Below are 24,028 nucleotides of genomic sequence, written 5' to 3'. Positions count from 1 at the left end.
CGGAACTCCGGTGACCACTCCCCCGTACCCCGAAGACCCGGCCCCGGAGGATCCGTACCCCGAGGACCTCGAACGGCCCGGACTCGTCAGGACCGGGCGGTCGACCTTCGTCCGGCCGATCCGGCCGGAGGACGCCGACCGCCTGGTGGCGTTCGTCGGCGGTCTGTCCCGGGCCACCCTCGCCTACCGCTCGCTCGGCCCGGTGGTCCGCGCCCGCGACGACGTCATCCGGCGCGGCGCGCACGTGGACTATCTCAACGAGCTGGCGCTCGTCGCCCTCTCCGGTGACGAGATCGCCGGTCTGGTGCGCTACGTCCGCGATCCGGCGGAACCGGAGCACGCCGAGGTCACCTTCACGATCAGGGACGACCACCAGAGCGAGGGGTTCGGCCGGCTGCTCCTGGAGCACATCGCCGCCGCCGCCCGCACCCGGGGCATCCGCGTGCTGGAGGCCGACGTGCTCGCCGACAACACCCGGATGATCAACGTGTTCCTCGGCTCCGGCTACCGGATCGAGGCCGGGCCGCCCGGTCAGATCATCCACTTCGAGATCGCCATCGACCCGCAGGCCCAGGCCGTGGCCCGGGCCGAGCGCCGCGAGCACACGGCCGTGCGGCGGTCACTCAGGCCCCTGCTCGAACCGCGGTCGGTCGCCGTGATCGGCGCCAACCGCGACCCGCTGACGATCGGCCACGAGATCGTGGCCAACCTGCTGCGGGGCGGCTTCGGCGGCAGCGTGTTCCCGGTCAACCCGCGTGCGGAACAGATCGCGGGGGTGCGGGCGTACGCGAGCGTCCGGGACCTTCCCGAGCCGCCGGACCTGGCGCTGGTGGCCGTACGGGCGGGGGCGGTGCCCGAGGCAGTACGGGAGTGTGCGGACGCCGGCGTCAAGGCGGTGGTCGTCGTCTCGACCGGCTTCGGCGAAACCGGGGCCGACGGGCGGGCGACCGAGCTGGAGCTGGCCCGGTTCGCCCGCGCTTCCGGCATGCGGCTGGTCGGCCCGAACTGCATGGGCGTGGTCAACACCACCCCCGCGGCACGGCTGGCCGCGACCTTCTCGCCCGCCCTGCCGATGCCCGGCCGGGTGGCGATGTCCAGCCAGTCCGGGCCGCTGGGGCTCGCGGTGCTCGACTTCGCCAAGCGGCTGCGGCTCGGTTTCTCCGGCTTCGTGTCGGTGGGCCACGCCGTGGACGTGTCCACCAACGACCTGCTCCAGTGGTGGGAGGAGGATCCGGGCACGTCGGTGATCCTGCTGCACGTCGAGACCTTCGGCAATCCGCGCCGGTTCGCCCGTGTCGCCCGCCGGATCGCTCCGCGCAAGCCGATCGTCGCGGTCCATCCGGGCCACGCGGACTCGGCGGTCAGCTCCCTGTTCGCACAGTCCGGCGTGATCCGCACCCGCGGTCTCCAGGAGCTGTTCGACGTCGCCCTGCTGCTCGCCCACCAGCCGCCCCCGCCAGGCAACCGGGTCGCCGTGATCACCAACGCGGGTGGCCCCGCGGCACTCACGGTCGGGGCGTGTGCGGCGAGCGGTCTGCGCGTACCCGCGCTCGCCGAGCGCACGCGACAGACACTCCGTACGGCCCTGGCGCCCCGCGCGGACACGGCGAACCCGGTGGACCTGACCCCGACGGCCACCGCCGCGCACTACCGGCGGGCATTGGACGCGGTCCTGGCCGACGACGGCATCGACGCGGCCGTCGTGCTGTTCATGCCGCCGCTGGCCGACAAACCCGACGAGGTGGCGTCGGCGATCCTCGACGCGGCGGCGGCCCGGCCCGACAAACCGGTGCTGGCCAGTTTCCTGGGCGGCGCGGGCGTCGCCGATCTCCTGCACCGGGGCGACCTGGTGGTGCCGACGTACACGTTCCCCGAGGCGGCTGCCGTCTCGCTCGGACACGCGGCGGCCTACCAGGCCTGGCGCAGCACCCCCGCGGGCGTCGTACCGGACCTCGCGGGCGTCGACGCCGAGCGCGCCCGGTCGCTGATCGCCGCCGGCGCTCCCGGCCCGGTCCCGGCAGCGGTCGCCGCCGAACTCCTCGACTCCTACGGAATCGCCGTACGCGACACCGACCCGCACGCCGCCCCGCACACCGGCCCGGACGCGTTCCTCTCCGTCCGCGCCGACCCGGTCTTCGGCCCGGTGGTCGCCTTCGGGCTCACCGGGGACTACGCAGACCTCATGGCGGACGTCGCGCACCGCGTCACCCCGCTCAGCGACCGCGACGCCCGGGAGATGGTCCGCTCGCTGCGGGCGGCCCCGCTGCTGGACGGCCGGGCGGGCGGCCGGGGAGTGGATCTGGCGGCACTCGAGGAGACCGTCCTGCGCATCTCGGCGATGGTCGAGGACCTGCCCGAGATCGAGGCGCTGGAACTGCGCCCGGTACGCCTGCTGCCGCCGGGGGACGGAGTGGCCGTCGCCCACGCGACGGTCCGACTGGCCGACAACACCAAGGGAGGTGGCCGCTCGTGAGAGTCGGCATCTACTTCGACCTGCGCAATCCCCCGCCCTGGCGGCAGAGTTGGTCGCGGCTGTACGGCTTCACCCTGGAGATGTGCGAGGAGGCGGACCGACTGGGCCTCGACTCGGTCTGGTTCTCCGAACACCACGGCTTCGAGGACGGCTATCTTCCCCAGCCGCTCACCATGGCTGCCGCGGCGGCGGCCCGTACCCGCCAGGTGCGCCTGGGCACCGCCGTCATCCCCGCCCCGTTGCACGCGGCCCCCGAGATCGCCGAGCAGGCAGCGATCGTGGACATCATCAGCGACGGCCGGCTCGACCTGGGGCTCGGCACCGGTTACCGGGTCCCGGAATACCGGCTGTACGGCGGCGACCTCACCAAGCGCTACACCACGACCGACCAGCGCGTACGGGAGATCCGCGGTCTGTGGGCCGAGTCCCTGGTCACTCCGGGTCCGGTCCAGGACCCGCTGCCGATCTGGCTCGGCTACCAGGGCCCGCAGGGTGCCCGGCGGGCCGGCCGGCTCGGCACGGGGCTGCTGTCGCTCAACCCGGCGCTGCTGACGCCGTACCGGGAAGGGCTCGCCGAGAGCGGGTACGACGGGTCGGCGGGCCGGATGCAGGGCTCGTTCACCACGTTCGTCACGGAGGACCCCGACGGCGACTGGCCGGTGGTGCGTGAACACCTCGCGTACCAGTGGGACAGCTACCGCCGGTACATGGTGGAGGGGACCGACCAGCCCGCCCCCCGGCCGATCGACCCCGAGCGGTGGCGGGAAACGGGGCTGAGCGCCACCGGCGTCGGCCAGTTCCTGTACGGCACTCCGCAGACGGTCGCGGACGCCATCAGGGAGTACGTGCGGGGGCTGCCCGTCGAGGGTGTGTTCCTGTGGGCCTCCCTGGCCGGCATGCCCGAGGAGATGATCGCCCGCCAAGTGCAGCTGATCGCGGGGAAGTTGCGTCCGCTGCTCGCCGACGCCTGAAGACGCCTGAACGGACACCGAGGAGGACATCATGTCGACGACGGGAACCGGCGAGACCGCAGCGGCCGCAGTGACGGCACCGAACGGGCACTGGGCGGGCACAGGCATGCCGGAGCCACCCCGCACCGCCGGGGGCGTGACCCTCTGCGGTGGGTGCCGCGTCCTCGGGGCCTGCCGGCTGGGGGTGGAGCGCGAACGGCTCGACCAAGAAGGGGTGGCGTGGTTCGAGCTGAGCTGCCCGCGCTCCCACGAGGGCGGGCCCGATGTCGCGCACGGTGGGTGGACGGCAGCCGTCCTGGACGACTGCCTCGGCCATCTCCCGCTGCTGCACGGCGTGATGAGCGTGACGGCCGAGCTGACGGTGAGCTTCGTGAAGCCGGTGCCGGTGGAACGGCCGCTGCAACTGAGGGTGTGGGCCGACCGGCGGGAGGGATCGCGCTGGTACATCGCGGGCGAGATGACGCTCGCACCGGGCGGGGCCGTACTGGCCCGGGCCTCCGGAATCTGGGTGACCCGCGACCAGAGCCACTACGCGCGGCACGCGAAGTGGCTGGCCGGGCAGCCGGAGGACTCCGAAGGCCGGTAGGAGCTCCGGGTCAGTAGGAACGCAGCCCCATGCTCCGGGCGATCCCGTTGCGCTGGATCTGGCTGGTCCCCCCGGAGATGGTGGCGACGATCGACTCGCGATAGCGGAAGCTCATCACGCTCTCCGTCGAGAACCCGTGCCCCGCGCAGACCTGCATGCCGAGCCGGGCGGCAGCCACGTACGTCTCCGACCCCTTGAGCTTCGCCATCGATCCCTCCCGCGTGCACGGCTTGCCCTGGGCGAGCAGCCAGGCGGCGCGGTAGGCGAGCAGCCGGGCGGAGTCGATCTCGGTCTGCAGGTCGGCCATGGCGTGGGCGAGTGCCTGGAAGTTGCCGATCGGACGGCCGAAGGCGTGCCGCGTGCGGGAGTATGCGAGCATCTCGTCGAGCGTGGCCTGAGCGGCTCCCAGATAGCCGCCGCTGATGATCACCTTCTCCAGTTCGATGTTGGAGAGCATCACCTTCCAGCCCTCGTCGCGTGGGCCCACGAGATTCTCCTTCGCCACCAGGGCGTCGTTGAAGAACACCTCGTTCGTGCCCAGGATGTGCCGGGCCAGTGTCGGCGTCCGGCGCACCTCGACGCCCTCCGTCGACGGATCGACGAGCAGCAGACTGATGCCGCCGTGCTTGGGCTCGCGCGGTCCCGTGCGCACGTAGGTGGCGATGGTCGTGTCGGGCAGTCCGCCTCCCGTGCACCACGCCTTCTGTCCGCGGACGAGGAAGTGGTCCCCGTGGTCCTCGGCGGTGGTACGCAGCGCCGCGGCGTCGGACCCGCTGTCCGGCTCGCTGAGGGCGACGGCGAGCCGGTGGCGTCCCGACATCACCTGGTCCCGGATGAAGTCGCGCTGCGCCTCGCTGCCCCAGCGGAACACCGTGATCCCGGGGATGAGCACCCCGATGTAGCACATGGCGACGTCGAAGCTGGCCCGTCCCAACTCCTCGGCGATCAGGATGAGTTCGAGCGGACCTCCGCCGTCGCCGCCCTCTTCCTCACCGAACGGCAGCGAGAACCACCCCAGCTCGGCCATCCCGCGGAACAGTTCGGGCGGTACGGCACTCTCCTCGTCCCACTGTTTGGCCTTCTCGGCCGGGCACACGTCGGCGACGAACTGCCGTGCCGTCGCGCGCAACAGGTCCTGCTCGTCGGTCAGCCCGAAGTCCACGGCCACTCCTCGCCAGCATCAGCCTATTCATCTACCTATTTATTCTATGCTAGCGGATAGGTACAGGGAGCCATACATGTTCTCCCGCGGCTCTGTGGGGATGATCGAGCCCGTGGGCGACGCGGCACGGTGCGCGGCCGTCCACCGAGCTCACCGTCGCCGACGAGACGGTAGCGGTCGGATACGGTCCAGAGCGGCGCGGCGTCAGGGTCTCCGCGCCGCCACCGGCCGACGGACACCGTCTGCGGCGCGCTCTCGCGCCGGTGAACCGGAGCGGGTTCACCGAACTCCGGCTGTCTGTCGCGACGATCGCCCAGAGGGCCACGCCGGCGTCCCGTTCTTCCTCGCACCTCGACCGGTGAGCACGCCGCGGTGGGCGGCGGCCGGTCCGGACTCCAGGTCACCGCGGACGTGACAGTGCTCGGCTTCAGCGCGATGACCAACCCGGTGCAGGGACGCCGGCCGCGCCGAGCGCCCGGCGGCACGCGGTTCGAGGCCAAGCAGCGTCCGGTCGTCTCCGTCAGCGCCGCGGGCTCACTGCTCAACCCGGTCCACGCCACCGGCTGAGCCGCCCCCGCTCGTCCACCTGGAGAGCGGTGACCTGCTCCGGGTGGGGACGAGGAGTGGATCCACTCCGAGCGGGAGCCGCTGCGCCAACTCCGCCTGCACGCGCTCGAATCACCGAGCGTCCGATTCACCCGGAGCGGCTGCCACGCACTCGCGCCGCAGGCCGGCCTCGCCCGCGTCGCGATCGACGCCCCCCGTGAGGGGCCCCACTGCGCGGCGGTAGCCGTTCACCTGGCCGAGAACAACCTGGCGGAGGCGATTCGGCACTTCGGGGCATTCCGGCGGCTGCTCCACGAGGAGTGGGCCTCGGCGCCCGAAAGTCACGACCGCCCCGAGTCACGCGGTGCTGGGCGTTCCGGTCGGCGCGGGACGAGGCGACCCGCAGGTGGTCACCGCTCAGCTTCCGCCCTGCCGGTCGGCGCCGGCCGGGCGGAAGCACGCCGACACTGTCTTGCCGTGCCGCTGACACTTCACCTGCAACCCGTCGGCGAGCATCCGCACGATCCCCACCCCGCGGCCGGAGGTCTCACCGGCCTGCGGGTTGCGCTGGCGTGGCAGCGTCGGATCCTCGTCATGGACGCTCACGTGGAGGCAGTCGCCGTCCCAGGTAAGGATCAGTTGCGCGTCGCTGTGCGCGTGGACATGTGCGTTGGTGAGCAGTTCGGACACTGTCAGGACGACAGCGTCCACTGTCTCGGGCTCGGCTGCGGTCCACGGAAGGGACTCCAACTGCCTTCGCGTCCACCGCCGGCCGGCGCGCACGCCTCCTGACACGGGAAACGGGTGCGCCCAGCCCATCGCCTTGATCGCCACGACTTCCCCTTCCTGCCGTCGGAAACCAACTCGTACACATCGTGTGCCCACCGGCCGCGATCGCAGACGTCCCGGCGACCGGTTCTCGCCGGGTCCCCTCCGCTGAAGCAGCGCCCAAGCGCCCAGGTCCTGTCGTCTGGATCACGCCGTCTTCAGGCTGCGGCGCCATTGCCTGCCGCTGAGCGGGGCGACGGGGGTCCCCCTCCGGGGAGTGCAGGCCTCAGGTCACCTGGACGCCCACGATGCAGGTGTCGTCGTCCGTGTCGGACTTGCTGTAGGTGAGCAGGCGGTCCAACTGCTGGTCGAGCGTGGGCGGTACCGTGCGCGCTGCCAGCAGCAGCTGGGCCAGCGACTCCTCCACGGACCGGTCACGGCGTTCGATCAGACCATCCGTGTACATCAACAGGGTGTCTTCGACGGCCAGTTGAACCTCATGTTCCTCGAACGTCGCCTCGGGCAGGGCACCGAGCAGCAGGCCCGCGATCAAGGGCAGCGCCGTGGCTTCGTTGCCGCGCACCAGGACGGGCGGAAGATGGCCCGCCCTGGCCCAGCGCAGGGTGTGGCGGTCGGGGTCGTACAGGCCGCAGACGGCCGTGGCGGTGACGACTCCGGTCAGGTGGTGGGCGACCATGTTGAGCCAGGACAGCAACTGGCCCGGTCCGGCGCCTGTCACGGCGAGACCGCGCAGCGCGTTGCGCAGGACGACCATGCTGGTGGCCGCCTCTATGCCGTGTCCGGCGACGTCTCCCACACACAGCAGCACCAGCCCGGACGGCAGCACCACGGCGTCGTACCAGTCGCCGCCGACCAGGTGCTGGGTCTCCGCGGGCCGGTAGCGAACGGCCACGCGCAGTCCGGGGGCCTCCAGCGGGGCCTGCGACGGAGGCATGATCGCGTGCTGGAGCTGGAGGGTGAGCCGGTTGCGTTCGCTCGCCTGCTGCTCGGAGTGGGCGAGTTGGTCGCGGGTGGCGGCGAGGGCGACCTCCGTCCAGTGGTGGGCGGAGATGTCCTGGTAGGCGCCCCGGACGACGAACAGCCGGCCGTCGGAGTCGAGGACCGGCTCGGCCACCACGCGGATGTGCCGGGTCACGCCGTCGGGCCGCTGGAGCCGGAAGGCCGCGGACGCGGGGCGCCGGTGGTGCAGGAGGGTGCGCAGGAACCTGCCGATGGCGACGGCGTCGTCGGGGTGGGCGTGGGCGGACAGATCCTCCAGCGGGACCGGGCCGCTGGCGGAGGGCTTGCCGTAGAGGCTGAAGAGCTGGCCGTTCCAGGTGATCTCGCCGGTGAGGAGGTTCTCCTCGAAACCGCCGATGCGGCCGAGGCGCTGGGCGTGCTGCAGCAGATTCGCCAGCCGTGCGGTCTCGTCCTCCATGCGCCAGACGAGGAGGACACTGCCACCGTTCCGGCTGGCGCTGATGTCCGCGACCGTGGCCAGCGGGACGTCGTCCACCAGTGCCGTGAGCCGCATACGGCGGGCACGGAACGGCTCGCCCGTGGCGTAGACACGTTCGATCTGCTCGAACAGCTCGCTCTCGCCGGCGGCCATCGGGTAGGTCTCCAGGAGCAGGCCTCCGTTGACGACGCCTCGCGGGCGACCGGCCGGGTCGAGGAAGGCGGTGTTGACGTGGTGGATACGGAAGTCGACCAGCTCCCCGGTGGCGTCCAGGTGCGGAACGAGCACCAGCGCGGGGTCGTGGAGGCCGTCGGCCAGGTCCATCAGTTCGGCGACGTCCGGCAGGATCCCGGATCGCGCGTCGCCGTCGGGATGGTCCGGGGCGTAGGTCTCCAGGGTGTGCGCGCACAGCTCGGCCAGGGCCTCGACCTGCCGGACGATCTGCGGCGGCTGGACTCCCAGGCGTGTGGGCCAGACGATTTCCAGCACTCCGTGGATCCTGCCGCCGGTGCCCGCGGGTACGGCGACCCGGCCACCGTCGGGGTGGTGGTACCCGCCGATGGAGGGCAGGCCGGTCTCCGACAGACAGCCGATCCACTGGCCCGTTCGCTCGCCGAGCCCGCGACGGGCCACCGTCGCCACGCCCGGCGGCACGTACCGCCAGCGTGCCGCCTCCGCGGCCGGGAATCCGGCGCTGCCCGCCAGCGTGAGGGAGCCGTCGGCGCCCAGCACCCAGATGGCCACGGCTTCCGCGCCGAGCGGCGTCAGAGCGTGTTCCAGCAGGGAGTCGGCCACGGCCTGGGTGTCGTGGGCGGCCAGCGCGCCGCTCTCGGCGGTCCGAAGCCGTACGGCGAAGGAGCCGAAGGAGCCCTTCTCCGGCGGGTCGGTGGCGTCGCTGTGGTCCGCCGTGGTGGCGAGGAAGGCGGTCGTCACGTCGGAGAGCCGGTCACGCGCGGCCTGGTTGATGACCTCGACGGCGAATTCGAGGGGTGTCGCGCCCGCCTGCTCGGTCAGCTCGGCGAGCTGTCGTGCCGCCTGTGACGGCCCGCACCCGAGCCGCTCGACGAGGATGCCCTTGGCCAGTTCGATCAGGGCGCGTCCGTCCGCTTCCGCCTGGGCCATCTGTACCTCGCGGCGCAGTCGCTCCACGGTAGCCGCGAGTCTCCCGACGGGGGAAGGCTGCCTCTGCCCGCCTTCCCCGTCTTCCTCATCTGCCTCATCTGCCTCATCTGCCTCCTCCGTACCGGAAGCGGCCTGACCGTCGGCGCGGGCGAGGGGTGTCGAGTCCGATGGGTTGTCGGACAGCGTGTCGATGTCCGCCGTCGGGTCCTCGGCGGGCGACCCACCTGTCGAAGCCCCGACGTCCTGCGGCTCCGCCGGCGGATGGAGGTTGCTCACGGTTGACCTGTTCCTCGGCTCGGGCGTCCAGGGACACCACGTGGACGGCTGATACGCACGGCGGCGTGGCTCCCCGTCATACGGACAGCCAGCGTCGGACGCGGCCGATGAGGTCGTTGGTGTCGACCGGCTTGGTGACGTAGTCGTTCGCGCCCGACGCGAGGCTCTTCTCCTGGTCGCCGGGCATGGCCTTCGCGGTGACGGCGATGATGGGCAGATCGGCGTACTGGGGCATCGACCGGATCTCCGCGGTGGCGCTGTAGCCGTCCATCTCCGGCATCATCACATCCATCAGGACCACCGAGATGTCGGGATGGGCGAGAAGCATCTCGATGCCCTTGCGGCCGTTGTCGGCGTGCAGGACGTGGAAGCCGTGGAGCTCCAGCATCCCGCTCAGCGCGAAGAGGTTGCGCGCGTCGTCGTCGACCACGAGCACCGTACGGCCGAGGAAGGCGCCGTCGACGACCTGCGCGGCCGGGCGCTGGGACTCCTCGGCACGGACCAGTGACAGCACGTCCCCCGGCTCCTCGGCGGACAGGTGCAGGGTGATCCGTTCGCGCAGTTCGTCCAGGCTGGAGAGGAAGTCCAGCGGGCGGCCGTCCGCGCGGGAGCGCAAGGTCTGCTCGTGCGCCAGGTCCACGCGATGACCGGTGTGCACCAGTACGGGCACGCTGGCCAGCGCCGAGTCACCTTCCATGGCCGCCAGCAGACGCGCGCCCGCGTCGTCGGGCATGCCGAGTTCCAGGACGACGCAGTGGCAGGGCTCGGCGGCCAGTGTGCTCGCCGCCTCCTGCGCCCCGATCGCCGTGATGATGTCGACCGCCCCGAGCCGGTCGTCGGGCGCGAGGTCTGCGACCGCGCGTTCGGCGACGAGGGTCAGCAGCCCGCGCGGGCGCTCCTCGACGACGAGCAGGCGGCGCCGGCGCTGTTCGGGTGCCGCGGGGGAAGAATCCGGCCGCGAGGTCGGCGGAAGCTCCCGGCCGGTGGTCTGGGAGTGCTCCGCCGGCGAGCCGCCGCCGTCGAGCAGCTCCTCGAAGTCGGCGCGTGCCACGGGGAGGTAGAGGGTGAAGGTACTGCCCTGGCCGGGCGTGCTGTCCACTGTGACGGCGCCGCCCAGCAGATGGGCGATCTCCCGGGTGATCGACAGGCCGAGACCGGTGCCGCCGTACTTGCGGCTGGTGGTGCCGTCCGCCTGCTGGAAGGCTCCGAAGATCGTCTCCAGCTGCTGCTGGGGGATGCCGATACCGGAGTCCTTCACCCTGAAGGCCACAACGGGACCGCCGCGGAGAACGCCCGTGGGCACCTCCCGGTCCGCCGCGGGTTCGATACGCAGGGCCACGCCGCCCTGTTCGGTGAACTTCACCGCGTTCGACAGGAGGTTGCGCAGGATCTGGCGCAGCCGGGAGTCGTCGGTGAGCAGGTCGGCGGGCGTGCCCGGAGCGGTGGCCACCGTGAAGTCCAGACTCTTCTGGGACGTCATCGGCCGGAACGTCGCCTCGACGTACTCCAGCAGCTTGCGCAGCGGGACACGCTCGGGAGTGACGTCCATCTTGCCCGCCTCGACCTTGGACAGGTCGAGGATGTCGTTGATCAGCTGCAGCAGGTCCGAGCCCGCCGAGTGGATGATGCCCGCGTACTCGACCTGCTTGGGCGTGAGGTTGCGCGAGGGGTTCTGGGCCAGCAACTGGGCCAGGATCAGCAGGCTGTTGAGCGGGGTGCGCAGCTCGTGGCTCATGTTCGCCAGGAACTCCGACTTGTACTTCGACGCCAGGGCCAGCTGCTGTGCGCGTGTCTCCAGCTCCTGCCGGGCCTGCTCGATCTCCAGGTTCTTGGCCTCGATGTCGCTGTTCTGGGAGGCCAGCAGGGAGGCCTTCTCCTCCAGTTCGGCGTTGGAACGCTGGAGTTCGTCCTGCTGCACCTGCAACTCCTCCGACCGTGCCTGGAGTTCGGCGGTGAGCCGCTGGGACTCCCCCAGCAGTTCGTCGGTGCGCGCGTTGGCCACGATGGTGTTGAGGTTGACGCCGATGCTCGGCATCAACTGGGCGAGGAAGTCCTGGTGGATCTGGGTGAAGGGGGTGACGGAGCCCAACTCGATGACACCGAGGACCTGGTCCTCGACCACGATGGGCAACACCACCAGGGCGCTGGGCACGGCCTGCCCGAGACCGGAGGAGATGGTCACGTAGCCCGGCGGCAGCTCCTCCACGCTGATGGGGCGGCGGTTGCGCGCGGCCTGCCCGACGAGCGAGCGCCCGACGGGGATGCGGTCGGGCCGGTCGGTGTCGTCGGGATAGCCGTACGAGCCCACCAGCCGCAGCTCGTGACCGCGCTCGGTGTCCTCGGCGAGGTAGAAGGCGCCGTACTGCGCCGAGGCCAGCGGCGCGAGCTCGTCCATGATGAGCTCGGCGACGACGGGCAGGTCACGGTGACCCTGCATCAGGCCGGAGATCCGGGCGAGGTTGGTCTTCAGCCAGTCCTGCTCCTGGTTGGCCCGTGTGGTCTCCCGCAGGGACTCCACCATGGAGTTGATGTTGTCCTTGAGGTCGGCGACCTCGCCCGAGGCCTCCACGGTGATGGAGCGGGTCAGGTCGCCCTCGGCGACGGCGCTGGTCACCTCGGCGATCGCGCGGACCTGGCGGGTGAGGTTGCCGGCGAGTCCGTTGACGTTCTCCGTCAGCCGCTTCCAGGTGCCCTCGACGCCCTCCACCTCCGCCTGTCCGCCGAGCCGGCCCTCGCTGCCGACCTCGCGGGCGACACGGGTGACCTCGGCGGCGAACGACGACAGCTGGTCGACCATCGTGTTGATGGTGGTCTTCAGCTCCAGGATCTCGCCACGGGCGTCGACGTCGATCTTCTTCGACAGGTCGCCGTTGGCCACCGCCGTCGTCACCAGGGCGATGTTGCGGACCTGGCCGGTGAGGTTGTTGGCCATCGAGTTGACGTTGTCCGTCAGGTCCTTCCAGGTGCCCGCGACGTTCGGCACGTGCGCCTGGCCCCCGAGGCGTCCCTCGGTGCCGACCTCGCGGGCGACACGGGTGACCTCGTCGGCGAACGCGGAGAGCGTGTCGACCATCGTGTTGATGACGTCCGCCAGGGCCGCGACCTCGCCCTTGGCCTCGACCGTGATCTTCTGGGACAGGTCACCGCGCGCGACGGCCGTGGCGACCTGGGCGATCGAGCGGACCTGGCCGGTCAGGTTCGACGCCATCACGTTGACGTTGTCCGTCAGGTCCTTCCAGGTCCCGGACGCGCCCCGGACGATCGCCTGACCGCCCAGATTGCCCTCGGTGCCGACCTCACGCGCGACGCGGGTGACCTCGTCCGCGAAACCGGACAACTGATCCACCATCGTGTTGATGGTGTTCTTCAGCTCCAGGATCTCACCCCGGGCATCCACCGTGATCTTCTGAGAAAGATCACCCTGAGCGACCGCCGTGGCCACCTGCGCGACATTGCGGACCTGCGCGGTCAGGTTGCCCCCCATGAAGTTCACGGAGTCCGTGAGGTCGCGCCAGGTGCCCTTCACACCCTTGACGTCCGCCTGTCCGCCGAGCCGTCCCTCGGTGCCGACCTCACGCGCGACGCGGGTGACCTCGTCCGCGAAACCGGACAACTGATCCACCATCGTGTTGATGGTGTTCTTCAGCTCCAGGATCTCACCCCGGGCATCCACCGTGATCTTCTGCGAGAGATCACCCTGAGCGACCGCCGTGGTCACCTGGGCGACATTGCGGACCTGGGAGGTGAGGTTGCCCGCCATGAAGTTGACCGAGTCGGTCAGGTCGCGCCAGACGCCGCCGACGCCGGGCACCTGGGCCTGTCCGCCGAGCCGGCCCTCGCTGCCGACCTCGCGGGCGACGCGGGTGACCTCGTCGGCGAACGCGGAGAGCTGGTCGACCATCGTGTTGACGGTCTCCTTCAGCTGCAGGATCTCGCCACGCGCGGGGACGTCGATCTTCTGCGACAGATCACCCTTGGCGACCGCGGTCGCCACCTGCGCGATGTCGCGCACCTGCGTGGTCAGATTGCCCGCCATGGCGTTGACCGAGTCGGTCAGGTCGGCCCAGGTGCCCGAGACCCCCGGCACCTCGGCCTGACCACCGAGCGTGCCCTCGGTGCCCACCTCGCGCGCCACCCGCGTCACTTCGGAGGTGAACACGGACAGCTGGTCCACCATGCCGTTGAAAACCGTGGCGATGTCGCCGAGCAGGCCCTCGCCGTCGGACGGCAGCCTGGTGCCGAAGTCGCCGTCCCGTACGGCGGTCAGTCCGGCCAGGAGCTGCCGAAGCTCCTGCTCGCCCGGGGCCCGGTCGACGGGCTCGATCGTCTTGCTGCTCATGCGCACCCTCGTTCCGCTCCCCAAGAGCCCTCACCCCGAGGACTCGGAACCCGCGCCGGGCCCGTGAAAGGCCCTCTCACCGACCGCGTTTCCGCAGTTCACCAGTCGGCCGGATGAGAAAATCCGGTGAAGATTAACGCAGGTCCCGTCCGAGAGCCAAAGCCTTGCGCGGAGATCTCGGTCGCCGCGAAAAGACCCGTGCGGGATGGAATACATGGACGAACCCGGGGCACTCGGAAAAGTTGGGTACCACCGCTCCGCACTGACCGGAGGACATCCTCGGCTGCTTGCCCCGGCCGCGGCGGAAACCCCTGGTTCGGCCGAGGCGGCACCCTTCGGGGTCGTCCTGACCGCCGACCTCAACGGGGTGTCGACGGCATTGTCCAAGAGGGCCCGGAGGGTTGCCGCCGGGGACCGCGCCAGAAGGCCTAAGGACGGCGTACGGCTACGGCCGCCTCAAGGCCGCCGCTCGTATGCGCTGAACCGCCGTCCGCGTCCTCGACAAGGCCGGCGACCCCCGACGAGACGTGGACGGCGTCGTCGCTCACAGCCGTCCCCCGGACAGCAGGCGGTCCCGTGCGGCCCCTTCCCCGCCCGGGACCGCCGTGAAGGCGCCGTTGTCGGACTTGGCGAGCCAAAAGGGTTCCGGCGCCTGCCTGGCGCCCGTCCTCTCGCTGCGCGAGGCCCCGCACCACCCGCACCTGGCCGCCCGCGGCACCTTCACCGGCCACGGCGACGCAGCACCGCTTCCCGGCCGCCCTGCATCACCATGCTCGACCCGGAGATCTGGAGGCTGAGGAACAAGCTGGGTTCCGGGTCGTCGCGTACCAGCAACGGGGTGCGCCGGATGACGGTCGCGTTGGACCTCGGCCCGTCGGTCGGCGGTACCTGGTTCGTGTCAAACGTGATGCTCAAAAGCCCCCCTTGTTCGGCGCCGTCCAAGGCCGTCCACCGGCGAGACGGCTGAGGCTGGTCAGAGCCTGCCCGGTCTGACGTCCTCCCGCACTCAGGGAGACGTCTTCGCGGGCTCAGATCAGCACTGCTGCCGGACAAACCTACGACCTGGGCGGGCGGCGAGCGATTCCGGCGCTGCGGGGTGCCCCAGCTCACACAGTGCGCGGCATCAAAGGCGGAACAGGCAGCGGCAGTTGACGGTTCGGGGCTCCTTGCTGTCCACGCGAATGCGGACCGACGGCGGCGGCAAGGTCCGCCAGGCGCTGCTTCCGGTACAGCGTGCGAAGGCGCTGTCAGTGGCTCATGAGACAGTCGGACCCATGTCGGGCACTGTGGGAGGGGAAGCATGAAAGCGATGCCTGGAATTGTCGGGCGTGATGAATTCGACGCTCTGGTCGTCAGGACCGACTACGAGGACGAAGCCGCATGGCAGGCGGTGGCGGCGGAACTGGCACAGGCGTGGGGAGACGACGGCGAGTACGAAGCCTCCGTCCACCTCATCGACGATCCCGCTTGGGCCGGTCTGAAGCCTGATGAGGTCCTCGACCAGGCGAGGCGGGACGAGAACCTGAGCGTGGTGTTCGTCGCCGACCGGGTGACGATGGAGTCTCCCCATCGTGCGCTGCTGGCCCTCGACATCGCCGGGGATGAGGACGAGGACCTCGACCCGTTGTACTACCAGGTGATCGTCGATTCTCCGCCACCTCGCGAATTCCGGACCGTCCCGGCCGGTGTCCACGACGTGCACGCGAATCTGTCGATCGCCAACATGGACTTCGCGGAGTTCGCAGAGGCGGCGTCCGCCGATCCCGACCGGACCTACCGGTCCTTCTGAGCGCTGCAAGTGCGGGATGTATCCGCACATGGCCCGTACCGCGCTGCGCATCGCGGCAGAAGAACTGCGCAAGGCCGGGATACGGCAAGCACACCTGTACACCCGTTCCGCACCGCACCCCTGAGACGGCGAGCGACGACCCGTGACGGAGCGGGGCGCCGCTGGACGATCATCGCCGTTGGGTGCGGCTCCGAAGCGGCCGTGCGCGGATGAGCCGGCGCGGTGGCCCGGGGCTCACCAGCGCACGTGCCAGGGGACCCGGGCCACTCCGTCCGCCGGCAGCCGCTGGAGCACAGGGGTGAAGGGCCGTTCGTATCCGTGGTCCTGCGTCAGTTGCAGCTCCCGCAGCCGGGGCGCCTCCAGCAGGGGCGTCCAGTCCTCCACCCGGTCGCAGCCCAAGAGGCCGAGCCGCTCCAGTTCCGGGAAAGCGCCGGTCCCGCCGATGTCGGTCAGGTCGCTGTACCGCAGGTCCAGCGTGGTCAGGGCGGTGAGCCGCTTCAGAGGGGAGAGATCCGGCCAGGGGAGACCGTTCACCTCCAAGTGGGTCAGTTGGGCGGGCAGATCCGTCACCCGGGGGCAGCGCCAACGAGGATCGAGATGTGCTGGGTGAGCCGGTGGGTCGTGGCGGGGGTTGGGCGTTGTGCCCGCAGGGCGGGATTGTTGATGGCGGGGCGGCCCCTTCTCAGGACGGCGGTGGCTTCTGTGTCTGGACCAGGGCGTCCAGGGCCGCTCTTGTTCACCCATTACGCCACTGTCGGGTAGGCAAGTGCTGACGGCACTGGATGTGGCCGAGCTCGTCGTGTTCGACGGTTTGACGGCCCGACGGCATGTCAGTGGCCCATGGCACGATCGCGGCCATGACATCGATCGACGAGCGGCTCGTCCACGAGACAGCCGCCGAGTACGGCGTTCCCGGCCCCGTCGCACAGGAGTTGATGGCCCGGTCCCGGCCATGCCTGTACCTGGTGCAGCACGAGGAAGTGCCTCCGTCCGTGCGGCAGAACGCCCGCCCCGCCGCACGAACGGGCGGGCTCCCCGCACTGCCGGACGGCGTGGACTGGCCTGAGGGGAGAGAACCGCTCGTGCTGAGCGTCGACTGCGCGGCCCTGCCCCACGACGTCCTGGACATCGAACTGCCCGCCGACGGCCACTTGTTGTTCTTCACCGGGATCGAGTACCCGCCAGAGTCGTCCGTGCTGCTCCACATCCCTGCCGGAGCACGCACCACGGAGCGCTCCGCGACGTACGAATTCAACGGCGAGGCCACCCAGGTCACGGTCTACGAACCACGCACCCTGTATCCCGTTGCCGGACTGACCTTCGACGGCGACAGACAACAAGGCCCGCAGACCCGCGCGTTCCTGGACGGTGGCGGGGACGAGGACGCACTGGACGGTTTCGAGAACGGCGTCCTCGACGCGGCCTCCGGCGGACATCGCCCCGGCGTCTGCGTGCAGATCGGCGGATTCTCCGACCCGTGGGACATGCCACCGGACGAGGGCGATCTCGTACTCCTCGCGCAAATGGCCGGGCAGGCGATCGACTACAACGTGTTCACCATGAACTTGATCGTTGGCACCCGGGAGGACATCGCCGCGCGACGGTTTGCCGGCCTCCGGTACGAGCAGCAGTACTGAGCCCGTTCCTCAACCTGGTGACCGGTGCACTGCGGTTCCGAGGGTGCTGCCGTCCTCCTCTCGTACGCCCGGGTCCGGCCGCGCGCAGCGGTCGTTCCGTCACACTGCCTGGCGCAGTCGTGTGTTCAGGGCGAGGCGGTTGTCGGTGAGGTGGTTGCCTTCGGGGCTGAAGGGCGGCACGGAGGCGGGAACACAGTCGGCGATCAGCAGACAGTCGTCCTGACGGTCCTCGGGGGTCGCGGCGACTAGGGGTTCGCCGTCGGGTCCCCAGATGCCGGAGTTGCCGCGGTACTGCCAGGCGCCGGCCGGGACCTGTTCCCAGCCGCGGCGGTTGGCATAGGCGATGAACAGGCGCCAGACACTGGCCATGGCGGGGATGATGTGCCGGGTGGCGTCCTGGTAGGGGACCCGCGTCATACGGCCGTCGGCGAGCCGGAAGTGGAAGTCGGCGGCCGTCGGTCCGAGCACGACCTTCGCGCCCTGTTCGGCGAGGTACTGGTACAGCGGTGGGAACTCGCACTCGTAACAGTTCAGGATCCCCACCTTGATGCCGTTGACGTCCACGACCGGCGGCAGTTCCTCCCCGGCGGAGTAGTTACGGCGCTCGGCCGCCCCGTAGAGGTGGGTCTTGCGGTAGTTCGCCGTCACCTGCCCGTCCGCTGCGATCACCGAGATCGCGTCGTAGAACCTCTCGCCGTCCCGCTCCGGATAGGGCAGCACCACCGCCAGGTTGTTCTCCTTCGCCGACAGTCGGGCCTGCTCCACCGAAGGGCCCTGCGCGTGCTCTGCCAACCGCCGGCACTGCTGAGCGTCGATCGCGTAGCCGGTGGTGTACTTCTCCGGGAAGACGCACACCTGAGCCCCGTAGGCCGCGGCGAGGGCCGCCACCTCGTCCAGACGCTCAAGGTTCTTGCTGACCGCCTGCTCGCTGCCCACCGCGCCCTGCCCCTGGTAAAGAGCGATCCTCAGCCCGTGCCCTGCGGCGGGAGCTTCCTCGAGAGCGGAGCGGAAGACGACGCGAATCGGATGCTTCATCAGCTGAGGCCCTCTGTGTCTGGCGACCCCGTCGGCCACCGCCTCCTCGGTAACGACACATCAGCGCATCGGGTGCGACGGCGATGGTCAGACACGTGTGGACGGCCGGGCGTGTTCCCGCCATTCGCTGGGTGACATTCCGTAGGCGGCGCGGAAGGCACGGCTGAAGTGCGCGGCGTCGCCGAATCCGTAACGGGCCGCGATGGAGTGCACGGTACGTGGGCGCAGCAGGGGGTCGGTCAGGTCGTGGCGGCAGCGGGCCAGGCGCTGTCGCCGGATCCACGCCGCCACGGACGTGCCCTGCTGCTGGAAGATCCGGTAGAGCTGGCGGACGGAGACCTGATGGGCGGCAGCTATCACACCGGGAGACAGGTCGGGATCGGCCAAGTGCTGTTCGATGTAGGCCAGCACGCGCAGGCTCAGCGCGTGCTGATGGGTTTCCGGCGGTACGTCAGCGTCGGCGTCGAGTTCCTGGGCGAGGGTCACGGCCAGCAGGTCGATCAGGATGCCGGCCACCCGGCAGGAGTCCGACGGCCGGTGGCCGACGGTGCCGTCAGCCAGGCCGATGAGGATCTGCGCCAGCACGGCGCCCACGCCCTCCCGCCCGGACAGCCGTGCGCCGAGCAACCGGTCGAAAACGCGCGGCGGCAGCAAGGACTTGGAGAACTGCGCCACGACCGTCCGGGCCGGGGTGGGCACCCCGGATGCCACCAGTGCGTCACAGGGGTGCGAGGAGTCGTAGAAGACCAGATCGTAGGCGCCCGCCACGCTCTCGTGGCCGGCCTGGCGGATGTACTGCTCGCCGCCAAGGACCAGCGCGACGCTGTACTTCTCGGGGTCGTTGCTGCGGATCATCCTCGAGGTACGTGAGGACCGCAGCGGGGACAGGGCCATCGAGGCCAGCTGCACGGTACCCAGGTCCAGGTGGCTCATCGTCGCCCGGAAGCCGTCCGGGTCGTCGACGCTGACGACTGTCGGCACCAGCGAAAGCCTTACTGTGTCCCGCCAACGGTCGAAGCGCTCCCCGACCGGGAAGTCAGTGCTGTCGAAGACCGTCCGTATCATCGCCCCACCCGCCGTCATCCATCCCTGCCTGTCCGCGTCGACAAGCCCTGCCCCGCCCCGTGCAGGCGCGGCCCTCGTCGTCGGAAGTCTGCATGTATCCAGCACGAACAAGCGTCCACCCTGCGGTTGAACAGGGGTAAACCTTCGCCGTAGTGGGACTCCACGGACCAGCAGCGCAGCCGCACGCTGCGAGCGGGAAACCGGACTCGCCGCGTTGATCTACAGCCGCCGAGACGCAGCAGCCGACGGCCCTGAGCCGCCCGCGTTCGAGGCCGGCAGCCCTGCCCCCTCCCCCGCGCCGGAAGGAGGCCCGCGCATGATCCGGCCGGGCAGAACGCGCGGTGACCGGAGACGGAAGCGTCGGTCAGGGGCGGACTGTCAGCCAGTCGAGTGCTGCGACCCGGACCCCTGCCCCTCCCTTCGCCACGAGGTACAGGTCGTGGGTGCCGGTGACCTCGCGGCGCAGGGCCACGGACTGCTCCCGCCATTCGCCGCCGGTGCCCGTGAGGGGTAGCACCGCGGCCACCGGACCGTCCGGTGAGTCCAGGCGCAACTGGAGCGAGCAGCCCTGTGCGCAGGTGGAGGCGAGACGTACGGTGAGGTGCCTGCCGCGGATGTTCACCCTGGCGAAGCCCAGCCTGTCGCCCGAGCCGAGGACGCCGGTGGCCGCGGTGCCGCGCTCCGCTCCCCGTACGGAGGTGGCCTGTTCGGCCTGGAGCGTCGAGGCGGCGTCGGGCCCGTCGCCGTACAGCCTGATGTCGTTGACGACCCAGGGCGTGGGCCCGTTCGCGGTCAGCGTGATGCGCGCGTAGCGGGCGGTTGTCCGGTGCGGGAACACCGCGTCCTGGGTGAAGGAGCGGCCGGAGACCCGGGCGAGCGGTTCACCCCAGTGCGTGCCGTCGCGGCTCACGGAGACCGTGAAGCCGTACGGCTGCCCGCTGGTGTCGCGGCCGGCGTCGAGGGAGAGCCGGCCGAAGGTCTTGCTCTCGCCGAGGTCGACGGTCAGGGACTGGCCGACGGCCTGCGGGACGGCGCCCGTCCAGCGGGTGTTGATGTCGCCGTCGACGGTGGAGGAGGCGGAGGTGCCGTCGCTCGCGGTGGCGGTCCAGTTGCCGTGGCGAACCCGCTGGACGCAGCCGGGCAGATCGCAGCCGGTCGACCAGACGGGCGCGCCGTACTCGTAGGCTCCCTGGTCGGGTGCCGTGCCCAGGACGTCGTTGGTGATGCCGTCGACCACCTCGCCCGCGTCGACGGCGGGCGATCCGGGCGTCAGCCACAGCTCACCGTTGACGGCGTCCGTGTAGCCGGGCTTCTCGCTGATCAGGTTGGAGCGGACGACGGGCAGCGGGTCTCCGGTCTTCGTCGCCGTGACCGGTTTGGGTCCGACGATGTTGCTGAAGTACGAGCCTGACGCGTCCGTGGCGCCGCCGAGGGCGACCGAGGCGACGTTGATGCCCACCCCGTAGCTGGAGTTGTGGTCCTCGTTGGCGATGCTGGGGCCGGTGTGGCCGTTGAAGTAGACGCCCCGGCTTCCGGTGTTCCAGGCGACGTTGTGGTGCAGCCGGAAGTGGTGGGAGTAGTTGTCGACGTAGTAGCCGTTCTGGCCGTCGGCGTCGTGGGCGGTGTTGTGGTCGATGGAGGTGCCGGAGCCGTTGAGGCTGCAGCACACGTAGAAGGGTGAGCCGTCGCGGGAGGTGCGCATCGCCTCGGAGATGTCGTTGTAGGCGATGCGGTTGTCGTGGAACTCGGTGCCGTTGAGCTGCCAGGCGGTGTCGATGGCCGCTCGTCCGGTGCGCCGGACGGTGTTGTGGGTGACCGTGTGGCCGTTGCCGTTGATCTCGATGCCGGGGGTGTAGCTGCCCATCCAGCCGACGTCGTGGATGTGGTTGTTGGTGACGGTGTTGCCGGTGCCTCGGACCAGGACCCCGTCGCCGGCCGACTGTGCGATCTCGCTGTTCTTCAGGGTGTTGCCGGTGCCGAGGATCTGCACGCCCGAGTCGAGGATGCGGGAGGCGACGATGTTGCCTTCGAACGGCTCGACCGCGAGGTCGCTGTCCGGTGGCATGGGCAGCGTGGAGAACTCGGAGATGTACGTGGCGCGCAGCCCGTCGACCACAACTCCCTTACTGGACTTGCCCGTTCGCAGGGAGGTTCCCCACAGGTTCAGGCCGCGCACGGTGACGTACGAGCTGCCGCTGAGGTCGACGCCCCAGAGGCGGTGCTTGGCGGTCACCGTGTGGCCGGCGATACCGCCCTTCGGGGGGACGAGGTACAGGCGGTGCGCGGTCTTGTCGTAGTACCACTCCCCCGGCTGGTCGAGGGCGGCCCTCGATCCGACGAGGTAGTAGTTGCGGTACGTCTGGTTGCCCATGCACAGCGGCGGGCAGCGGTAGTTGCCGCCCTTGAAGTCCAGTTTGCCCGCTGAGGCGGCGGTGACCGTGCCGGTCTGCTGGGCCCAGGGGTTGGAACCGGCCCACAGGTGCACGGTGGCGCCGGTCCAGTCGGCGTCGGGCAGGTCGGTGTCGTCGATGTGCTGGTCGGTGGAGGTGGTGTCGGCCTCGGCCCAGGTGGTGTTGAGTGGATCGGCACCGGAGTTGGGCCAACGGCCTTCAGCCGCACGGCCGTTGTCGAGGAACACCGCGTTGAAGTCCGGGTCGGGCGGCAGGTCGGTGTCGGTGGCGATCAGTCCGCCGCCGGCGTCCTTCCAGCCGGTCACCAGCTCCGTTCCGTCGACGGTCACCGGACCGTCGCCGTACGCGGCGATCGTGATCGGAGCACCCTCGGCGCCGGAGGGAGGGGTGAGCTGCTCACGGTAGGTGCCCTGGTGGATCAGGCAGGTGTCGCCGGGGCGGACCCGTTCGAGGCAGGTGCCGATGGTGCGCAGCGGGCTTGCCTGCGTGCCGTGTGCGTGGTCGCTGCCCCTGGGTGCGACGTGGTACGTGTGGCCGGACTGCGCCGCCTGCGCCTGGACCGGGAAGGTCAGCAGTGCGGTCACGGCGGCCAGTGCGGACAGATGTCGAAGTCTCATGCCCTGTCTCCAGTCGTCGGAAGTGCGGTGGTCGGTGGGAGTGGAAGTGGGTGTCCCGTGGACGGGGGTTCCCGCCAGGCCGTCTCGGCTTCGGGTCCGCCGGGGGCGCCGAGTACGGCGCACCTCAACCAGTGCTCGCCAGGCGGTAGTTGGTCCACGAGTACGGGCAGGGTGGTGCGGCGTGCGAGGACGTTCGTGCCGGGCAGGCAGTCGACGACCTCGCCGTCGCGTCGGCCGTCGAGGTCTCGCAGTCCGGTGAGTCCCGCCGGCGCCGACACCCGTGCGTGTCCGGGTCCGCTCTCGCGGTCCGTGCCCGCGTCCCGGTCGACGGCGAAGCCGCCCTCGGCGGTGTCCAGGGCGCGGGCGGTGCGGATGCGGTGAGTGCGTAGGTGCCAGGGCGGGGCGGCCGTCAGCCAGGTGGTGATCTCCACGTCGGGCCAGGGGTGCCAGGTGCTGCGGACCGTGTCCGCCGTGACCTCGGGATCGGCCGGCTCCTCGCGCACCCGGTAGTGCGCCCCGCCGTCGTCGCTCAGCGCCAGCATCGAGTCGTACGCGCCCTGTTCGAGGCCGAGTGCGCCGTTCGGCAGGCTGAATCCGAAGCGGGTCGAGTAGGCGAACTTGGCGTACTTCTCGGCTCCGTGGCGCACCCACGGGTGGTGCTGGCGCCCGGCGAGCAGGGTCACGTCGCCGGACGCACGCATCAACACCGCCCCGGCGTGCGGCTGGGCGCCGATGGCGGGCAGGTCGGGAGGGGGCTCCTCCTTGGCGGTCCAGAACGCGTGCTGGGCCGGCAGTGCGAGCGGCAGATACGCCTTGAGTGACCAGTAGGGCGAGCCCGGCGCGTTGTACTGCTCGGCCAGCGCGGGCTGCGGATAGCCGTACCCGATGGACAGCAGCCCGTCGGGTCCGGTCACCGGCCGCCCGTGCCACCAGCGCAGATGCCGCAGCAGATAGCCCTTGACCTCACCCCACGGCAGTACGTCGACGCCCGCGAACGGCAGCGCGCCCCAGAACGCGGCCTGCGCCCAGCGGTAGGTGAGGCTTCGGCCGTACGGGACGGCGGCGCCGTCGTCGGCGAACCAGTGGCGGAAGTCGCCGGCGAACCGGGCCGCCCGTTCCTTGAAGCGGTCGCCGCCCGTGAGTGAGTCGTACAGCAGGCCGTAGAAGTGCATCGCCCACGGAACGTAGTAGTCGCGCCGTTCGGTGGGGCCGTCCGCGTACCAGCCGTCGCCGAGCCAGAAGGACTCCAGGCGGTCGAGGCGGGCGGTGATCAGCGAGCGGTCGTAGGGCACACCCACCCGGTCGAGGCCGAGACTGACCAACACCGGGAAGAAGAGCCAGTTGTTGTCGGTGGTCTCCCGGTCCAGCGCGCTGAGCAGCCAGCGTGCGAGCCGGTCGCGTTCGGGGCCGCTCAGCGGGTCCCACCACTCCTGGGGGGCGATGGCCAGCGCGAAGCCGATGGCGGCCATCTCGACGATGCGTTGGTCGTGGTCGACCGGCTCGCCCCAGTACTCGGGGTGCGCGGGGTCGCTGCCGTGGGCGAGTCCCTCGGCCCACAACTCGGCGTGCGGCACGGTCTGTCCACCCGCCGCGAGAGGTGCGAGTCCCCACAACGGGCGGGCGAACGACTCCAGTTCGGCGGCCGTGTCGTCGTGGATCGCGGTGTTCACGCCGAGTCGTACGCGCGCCCGGCCCGCACTGAAGCGGGACACCACGGGTACGACCAACTCCCTTAATCGGCCCGCTAGTTCGGTACGCGTGTCGCCCATCGG

16 protein-coding genes and 2 pseudogenes are annotated in these 24,028 nt (G+C 70.5%); 8 read left to right on the top strand and 10 right to left on the bottom strand.

The features are described from left to right. Nucleotides 1-10 precede the first annotated feature (10 nt). Genes ACW4TU_RS43820 through ACW4TU_RS43810 form a run of 3 tightly spaced genes read left to right on the top strand, consistent with a single transcriptional unit; the run spans nt 11 to nt 4,030 of the window. Entirely contained in the window at nt 11-2,473 is a 2,463-nt protein-coding gene (locus tag ACW4TU_RS43820) for a bifunctional acetate--CoA ligase family protein/GNAT family N-acetyltransferase (protein ID WP_457422930.1), read from the top strand. Next, complete coding sequence (locus ACW4TU_RS43815) at nt 2,470-3,444, top strand: LLM class flavin-dependent oxidoreductase (protein WP_457422928.1); 975 nt, start codon at nt 2,470-2,472, stop codon at nt 3,442-3,444. Before ACW4TU_RS43820 ends, ACW4TU_RS43815 begins: the two co-directional genes overlap by 4 nt. A gap of 31 nt (nt 3,445-3,475) precedes the next feature. Next, nucleotides 3,476-4,030, top strand: coding sequence for a PaaI family thioesterase (locus tag ACW4TU_RS43810; protein WP_457422926.1), 555 nt, complete (start codon nt 3,476-3,478; stop codon nt 4,028-4,030). Between the two features lie 10 nt (nt 4,031-4,040). On the opposite strand, the gene ACW4TU_RS43805 is transcribed toward ACW4TU_RS43810, so the two are convergent. Next, nucleotides 4,041-5,192 (bottom strand): acyl-CoA dehydrogenase family protein, encoded by a 1,152-nt coding sequence (locus ACW4TU_RS43805; RefSeq protein WP_457422924.1) that lies wholly within the window; start codon nt 5,190-5,192, stop codon nt 4,041-4,043. A gap of 372 nt (nt 5,193-5,564) precedes the next feature. On the opposite strand from ACW4TU_RS43805, the gene ACW4TU_RS43800 reads away from it, so the two are divergent. Next, nucleotides 5,565-5,759 carry a hypothetical protein gene (locus ACW4TU_RS43800; protein WP_457422922.1) on the top strand — a complete coding sequence of 65 codons (195 nt, stop codon included), beginning with the start codon at nt 5,565-5,567 and terminating at the stop codon, nt 5,757-5,759. 60 nt (nt 5,760-5,819) lie between these two features. Then, nucleotides 5,820-6,020 (top strand): annotated as a pseudogene (locus ACW4TU_RS43795) (SARP family transcriptional regulator); the annotation flags it as partial. Between the two features lie 135 nt (nt 6,021-6,155). On the opposite strand, the gene ACW4TU_RS43790 reads toward ACW4TU_RS43795, so the two are convergent. From ACW4TU_RS43790 to ACW4TU_RS43780, 3 genes are all read right to left on the bottom strand, one after another. Next, nucleotides 6,156-6,572, bottom strand: coding sequence for an ATP-binding protein (locus tag ACW4TU_RS43790; RefSeq protein ID WP_457422920.1), 417 nt, complete (start codon nt 6,570-6,572; stop codon nt 6,156-6,158). A gap of 220 nt (nt 6,573-6,792) precedes the next feature. Then, complete coding sequence (locus ACW4TU_RS43785) at nt 6,793-9,363, bottom strand: SpoIIE family protein phosphatase (protein WP_457422918.1); 2,571 nt, start codon at nt 9,361-9,363, stop codon at nt 6,793-6,795. Between the two features lie 76 nt (nt 9,364-9,439). Further along, a complete protein-coding gene (locus tag ACW4TU_RS43780; protein ID WP_457422916.1) occupies nt 9,440-13,702 on the bottom strand; it encodes a HAMP domain-containing protein in 4,263 nt (1,420 codons plus the stop codon). Between the two features lie 638 nt (nt 13,703-14,340). Here ACW4TU_RS43780 and ACW4TU_RS43775 point away from each other — a divergent pair. Then, a pseudogene (locus ACW4TU_RS43775) lies at nt 14,341-14,484 on the top strand (CoA transferase); the annotation flags it as partial. Here the strand turns inward: ACW4TU_RS43775 and ACW4TU_RS43770 are convergent. Continuing rightward, a complete protein-coding gene (locus ACW4TU_RS43770; RefSeq protein ID WP_457430742.1) occupies nt 14,423-14,617 on the bottom strand; it encodes a hypothetical protein in 195 nt (64 codons plus the stop codon). The pseudogene ACW4TU_RS43775 and the gene ACW4TU_RS43770 sit on opposite strands and share 62 nt — an antisense overlap. 394 nt (nt 14,618-15,011) lie before the next feature. On the opposite strand from ACW4TU_RS43770, the gene ACW4TU_RS43765 reads away from it, so the two are divergent. Next, complete coding sequence (locus ACW4TU_RS43765) at nt 15,012-15,491, top strand: DUF6924 domain-containing protein (RefSeq protein ID WP_457422914.1); 480 nt, start codon at nt 15,012-15,014, stop codon at nt 15,489-15,491. A 234-nt stretch (nt 15,492-15,725) separates the two neighbouring features. Here the strand turns inward: ACW4TU_RS43765 and ACW4TU_RS43760 are convergent, their stop codons facing one another. After that, nucleotides 15,726-16,061: a hypothetical protein gene (locus tag ACW4TU_RS43760; RefSeq protein WP_457422912.1), complete on the bottom strand. Its 336-nt coding sequence runs from the start codon at nt 16,059-16,061 to the stop codon at nt 15,726-15,728. 287 nt (nt 16,062-16,348) lie between these two features. On the opposite strand from ACW4TU_RS43760, the gene ACW4TU_RS43755 reads away from it, so the two are divergent. Then, entirely contained in the window at nt 16,349-17,128 is a 780-nt protein-coding gene (locus tag ACW4TU_RS43755; protein ID WP_457422910.1) for a DUF1963 domain-containing protein, read from the top strand. 99 nt (nt 17,129-17,227) lie between these two features. On the opposite strand, the gene ACW4TU_RS43750 is transcribed toward ACW4TU_RS43755, so the two are convergent. From ACW4TU_RS43750 to ACW4TU_RS43735, 4 genes are all read right to left on the bottom strand, one after another. Next, nucleotides 17,228-18,163: a nitrilase-related carbon-nitrogen hydrolase gene (locus tag ACW4TU_RS43750; RefSeq protein ID WP_457422909.1), complete on the bottom strand. Its 936-nt coding sequence runs from the start codon at nt 18,161-18,163 to the stop codon at nt 17,228-17,230. An 87-nt stretch (nt 18,164-18,250) separates the two neighbouring features. After that, complete coding sequence (locus tag ACW4TU_RS43745) at nt 18,251-19,228, bottom strand: helix-turn-helix domain-containing protein (protein WP_457422907.1); 978 nt, start codon at nt 19,226-19,228, stop codon at nt 18,251-18,253. A 364-nt stretch (nt 19,229-19,592) separates the two neighbouring features. Further along, nucleotides 19,593-22,256, bottom strand: a complete 2,664-nt coding sequence (locus ACW4TU_RS43740) for a discoidin domain-containing protein (RefSeq protein WP_457422905.1) — start codon at nt 22,254-22,256, stop codon at nt 19,593-19,595. Then, nucleotides 22,253-24,025 (bottom strand): DUF2264 domain-containing protein, encoded by a 1,773-nt coding sequence (locus ACW4TU_RS43735; RefSeq protein WP_457422903.1) that lies wholly within the window; start codon nt 24,023-24,025, stop codon nt 22,253-22,255. Before ACW4TU_RS43735 ends, ACW4TU_RS43740 begins: the two co-directional genes overlap by 4 nt. Nucleotides 24,026-24,028 lie beyond the last annotated feature (3 nt).

The sequence above is a fragment of the Streptomyces kryoterrae genome, from assembly GCF_054072135.1.
This window is presented reverse-complemented; position numbering and strand designations above follow the sequence as displayed.

Coding starts and splice junctions, on each gene's coding strand:
- ACW4TU_RS43755 (WP_457422910.1), top strand. CDS start 16,349: ATGACATCGATCGACGAGCGGCTCGTCCACGAGACAGCCGCCGAGTAC.
- ACW4TU_RS43745 (WP_457422907.1), bottom strand. CDS start 19,228: ATGATACGGACGGTCTTCGACAGCACTGACTTCCCGGTCGGGGAGCGC.
- ACW4TU_RS43750 (WP_457422909.1), bottom strand. CDS start 18,163: ATGAAGCATCCGATTCGCGTCGTCTTCCGCTCCGCTCTCGAGGAAGCT.
- ACW4TU_RS43780 (WP_457422916.1), bottom strand. CDS start 13,702: ATGAGCAGCAAGACGATCGAGCCCGTCGACCGGGCCCCGGGCGAGCAG.
- ACW4TU_RS43735 (WP_457422903.1), bottom strand. CDS start 24,025: ATGGGCGACACGCGTACCGAACTAGCGGGCCGATTAAGGGAGTTGGTC.
- ACW4TU_RS43740 (WP_457422905.1), bottom strand. CDS start 22,256: ATGAGACTTCGACATCTGTCCGCACTGGCCGCCGTGACCGCACTGCTG.
- ACW4TU_RS43765 (WP_457422914.1), top strand. CDS start 15,012: ATGCCTGGAATTGTCGGGCGTGATGAATTCGACGCTCTGGTCGTCAGG.
- ACW4TU_RS43810 (WP_457422926.1), top strand. CDS start 3,476: ATGTCGACGACGGGAACCGGCGAGACCGCAGCGGCCGCAGTGACGGCA.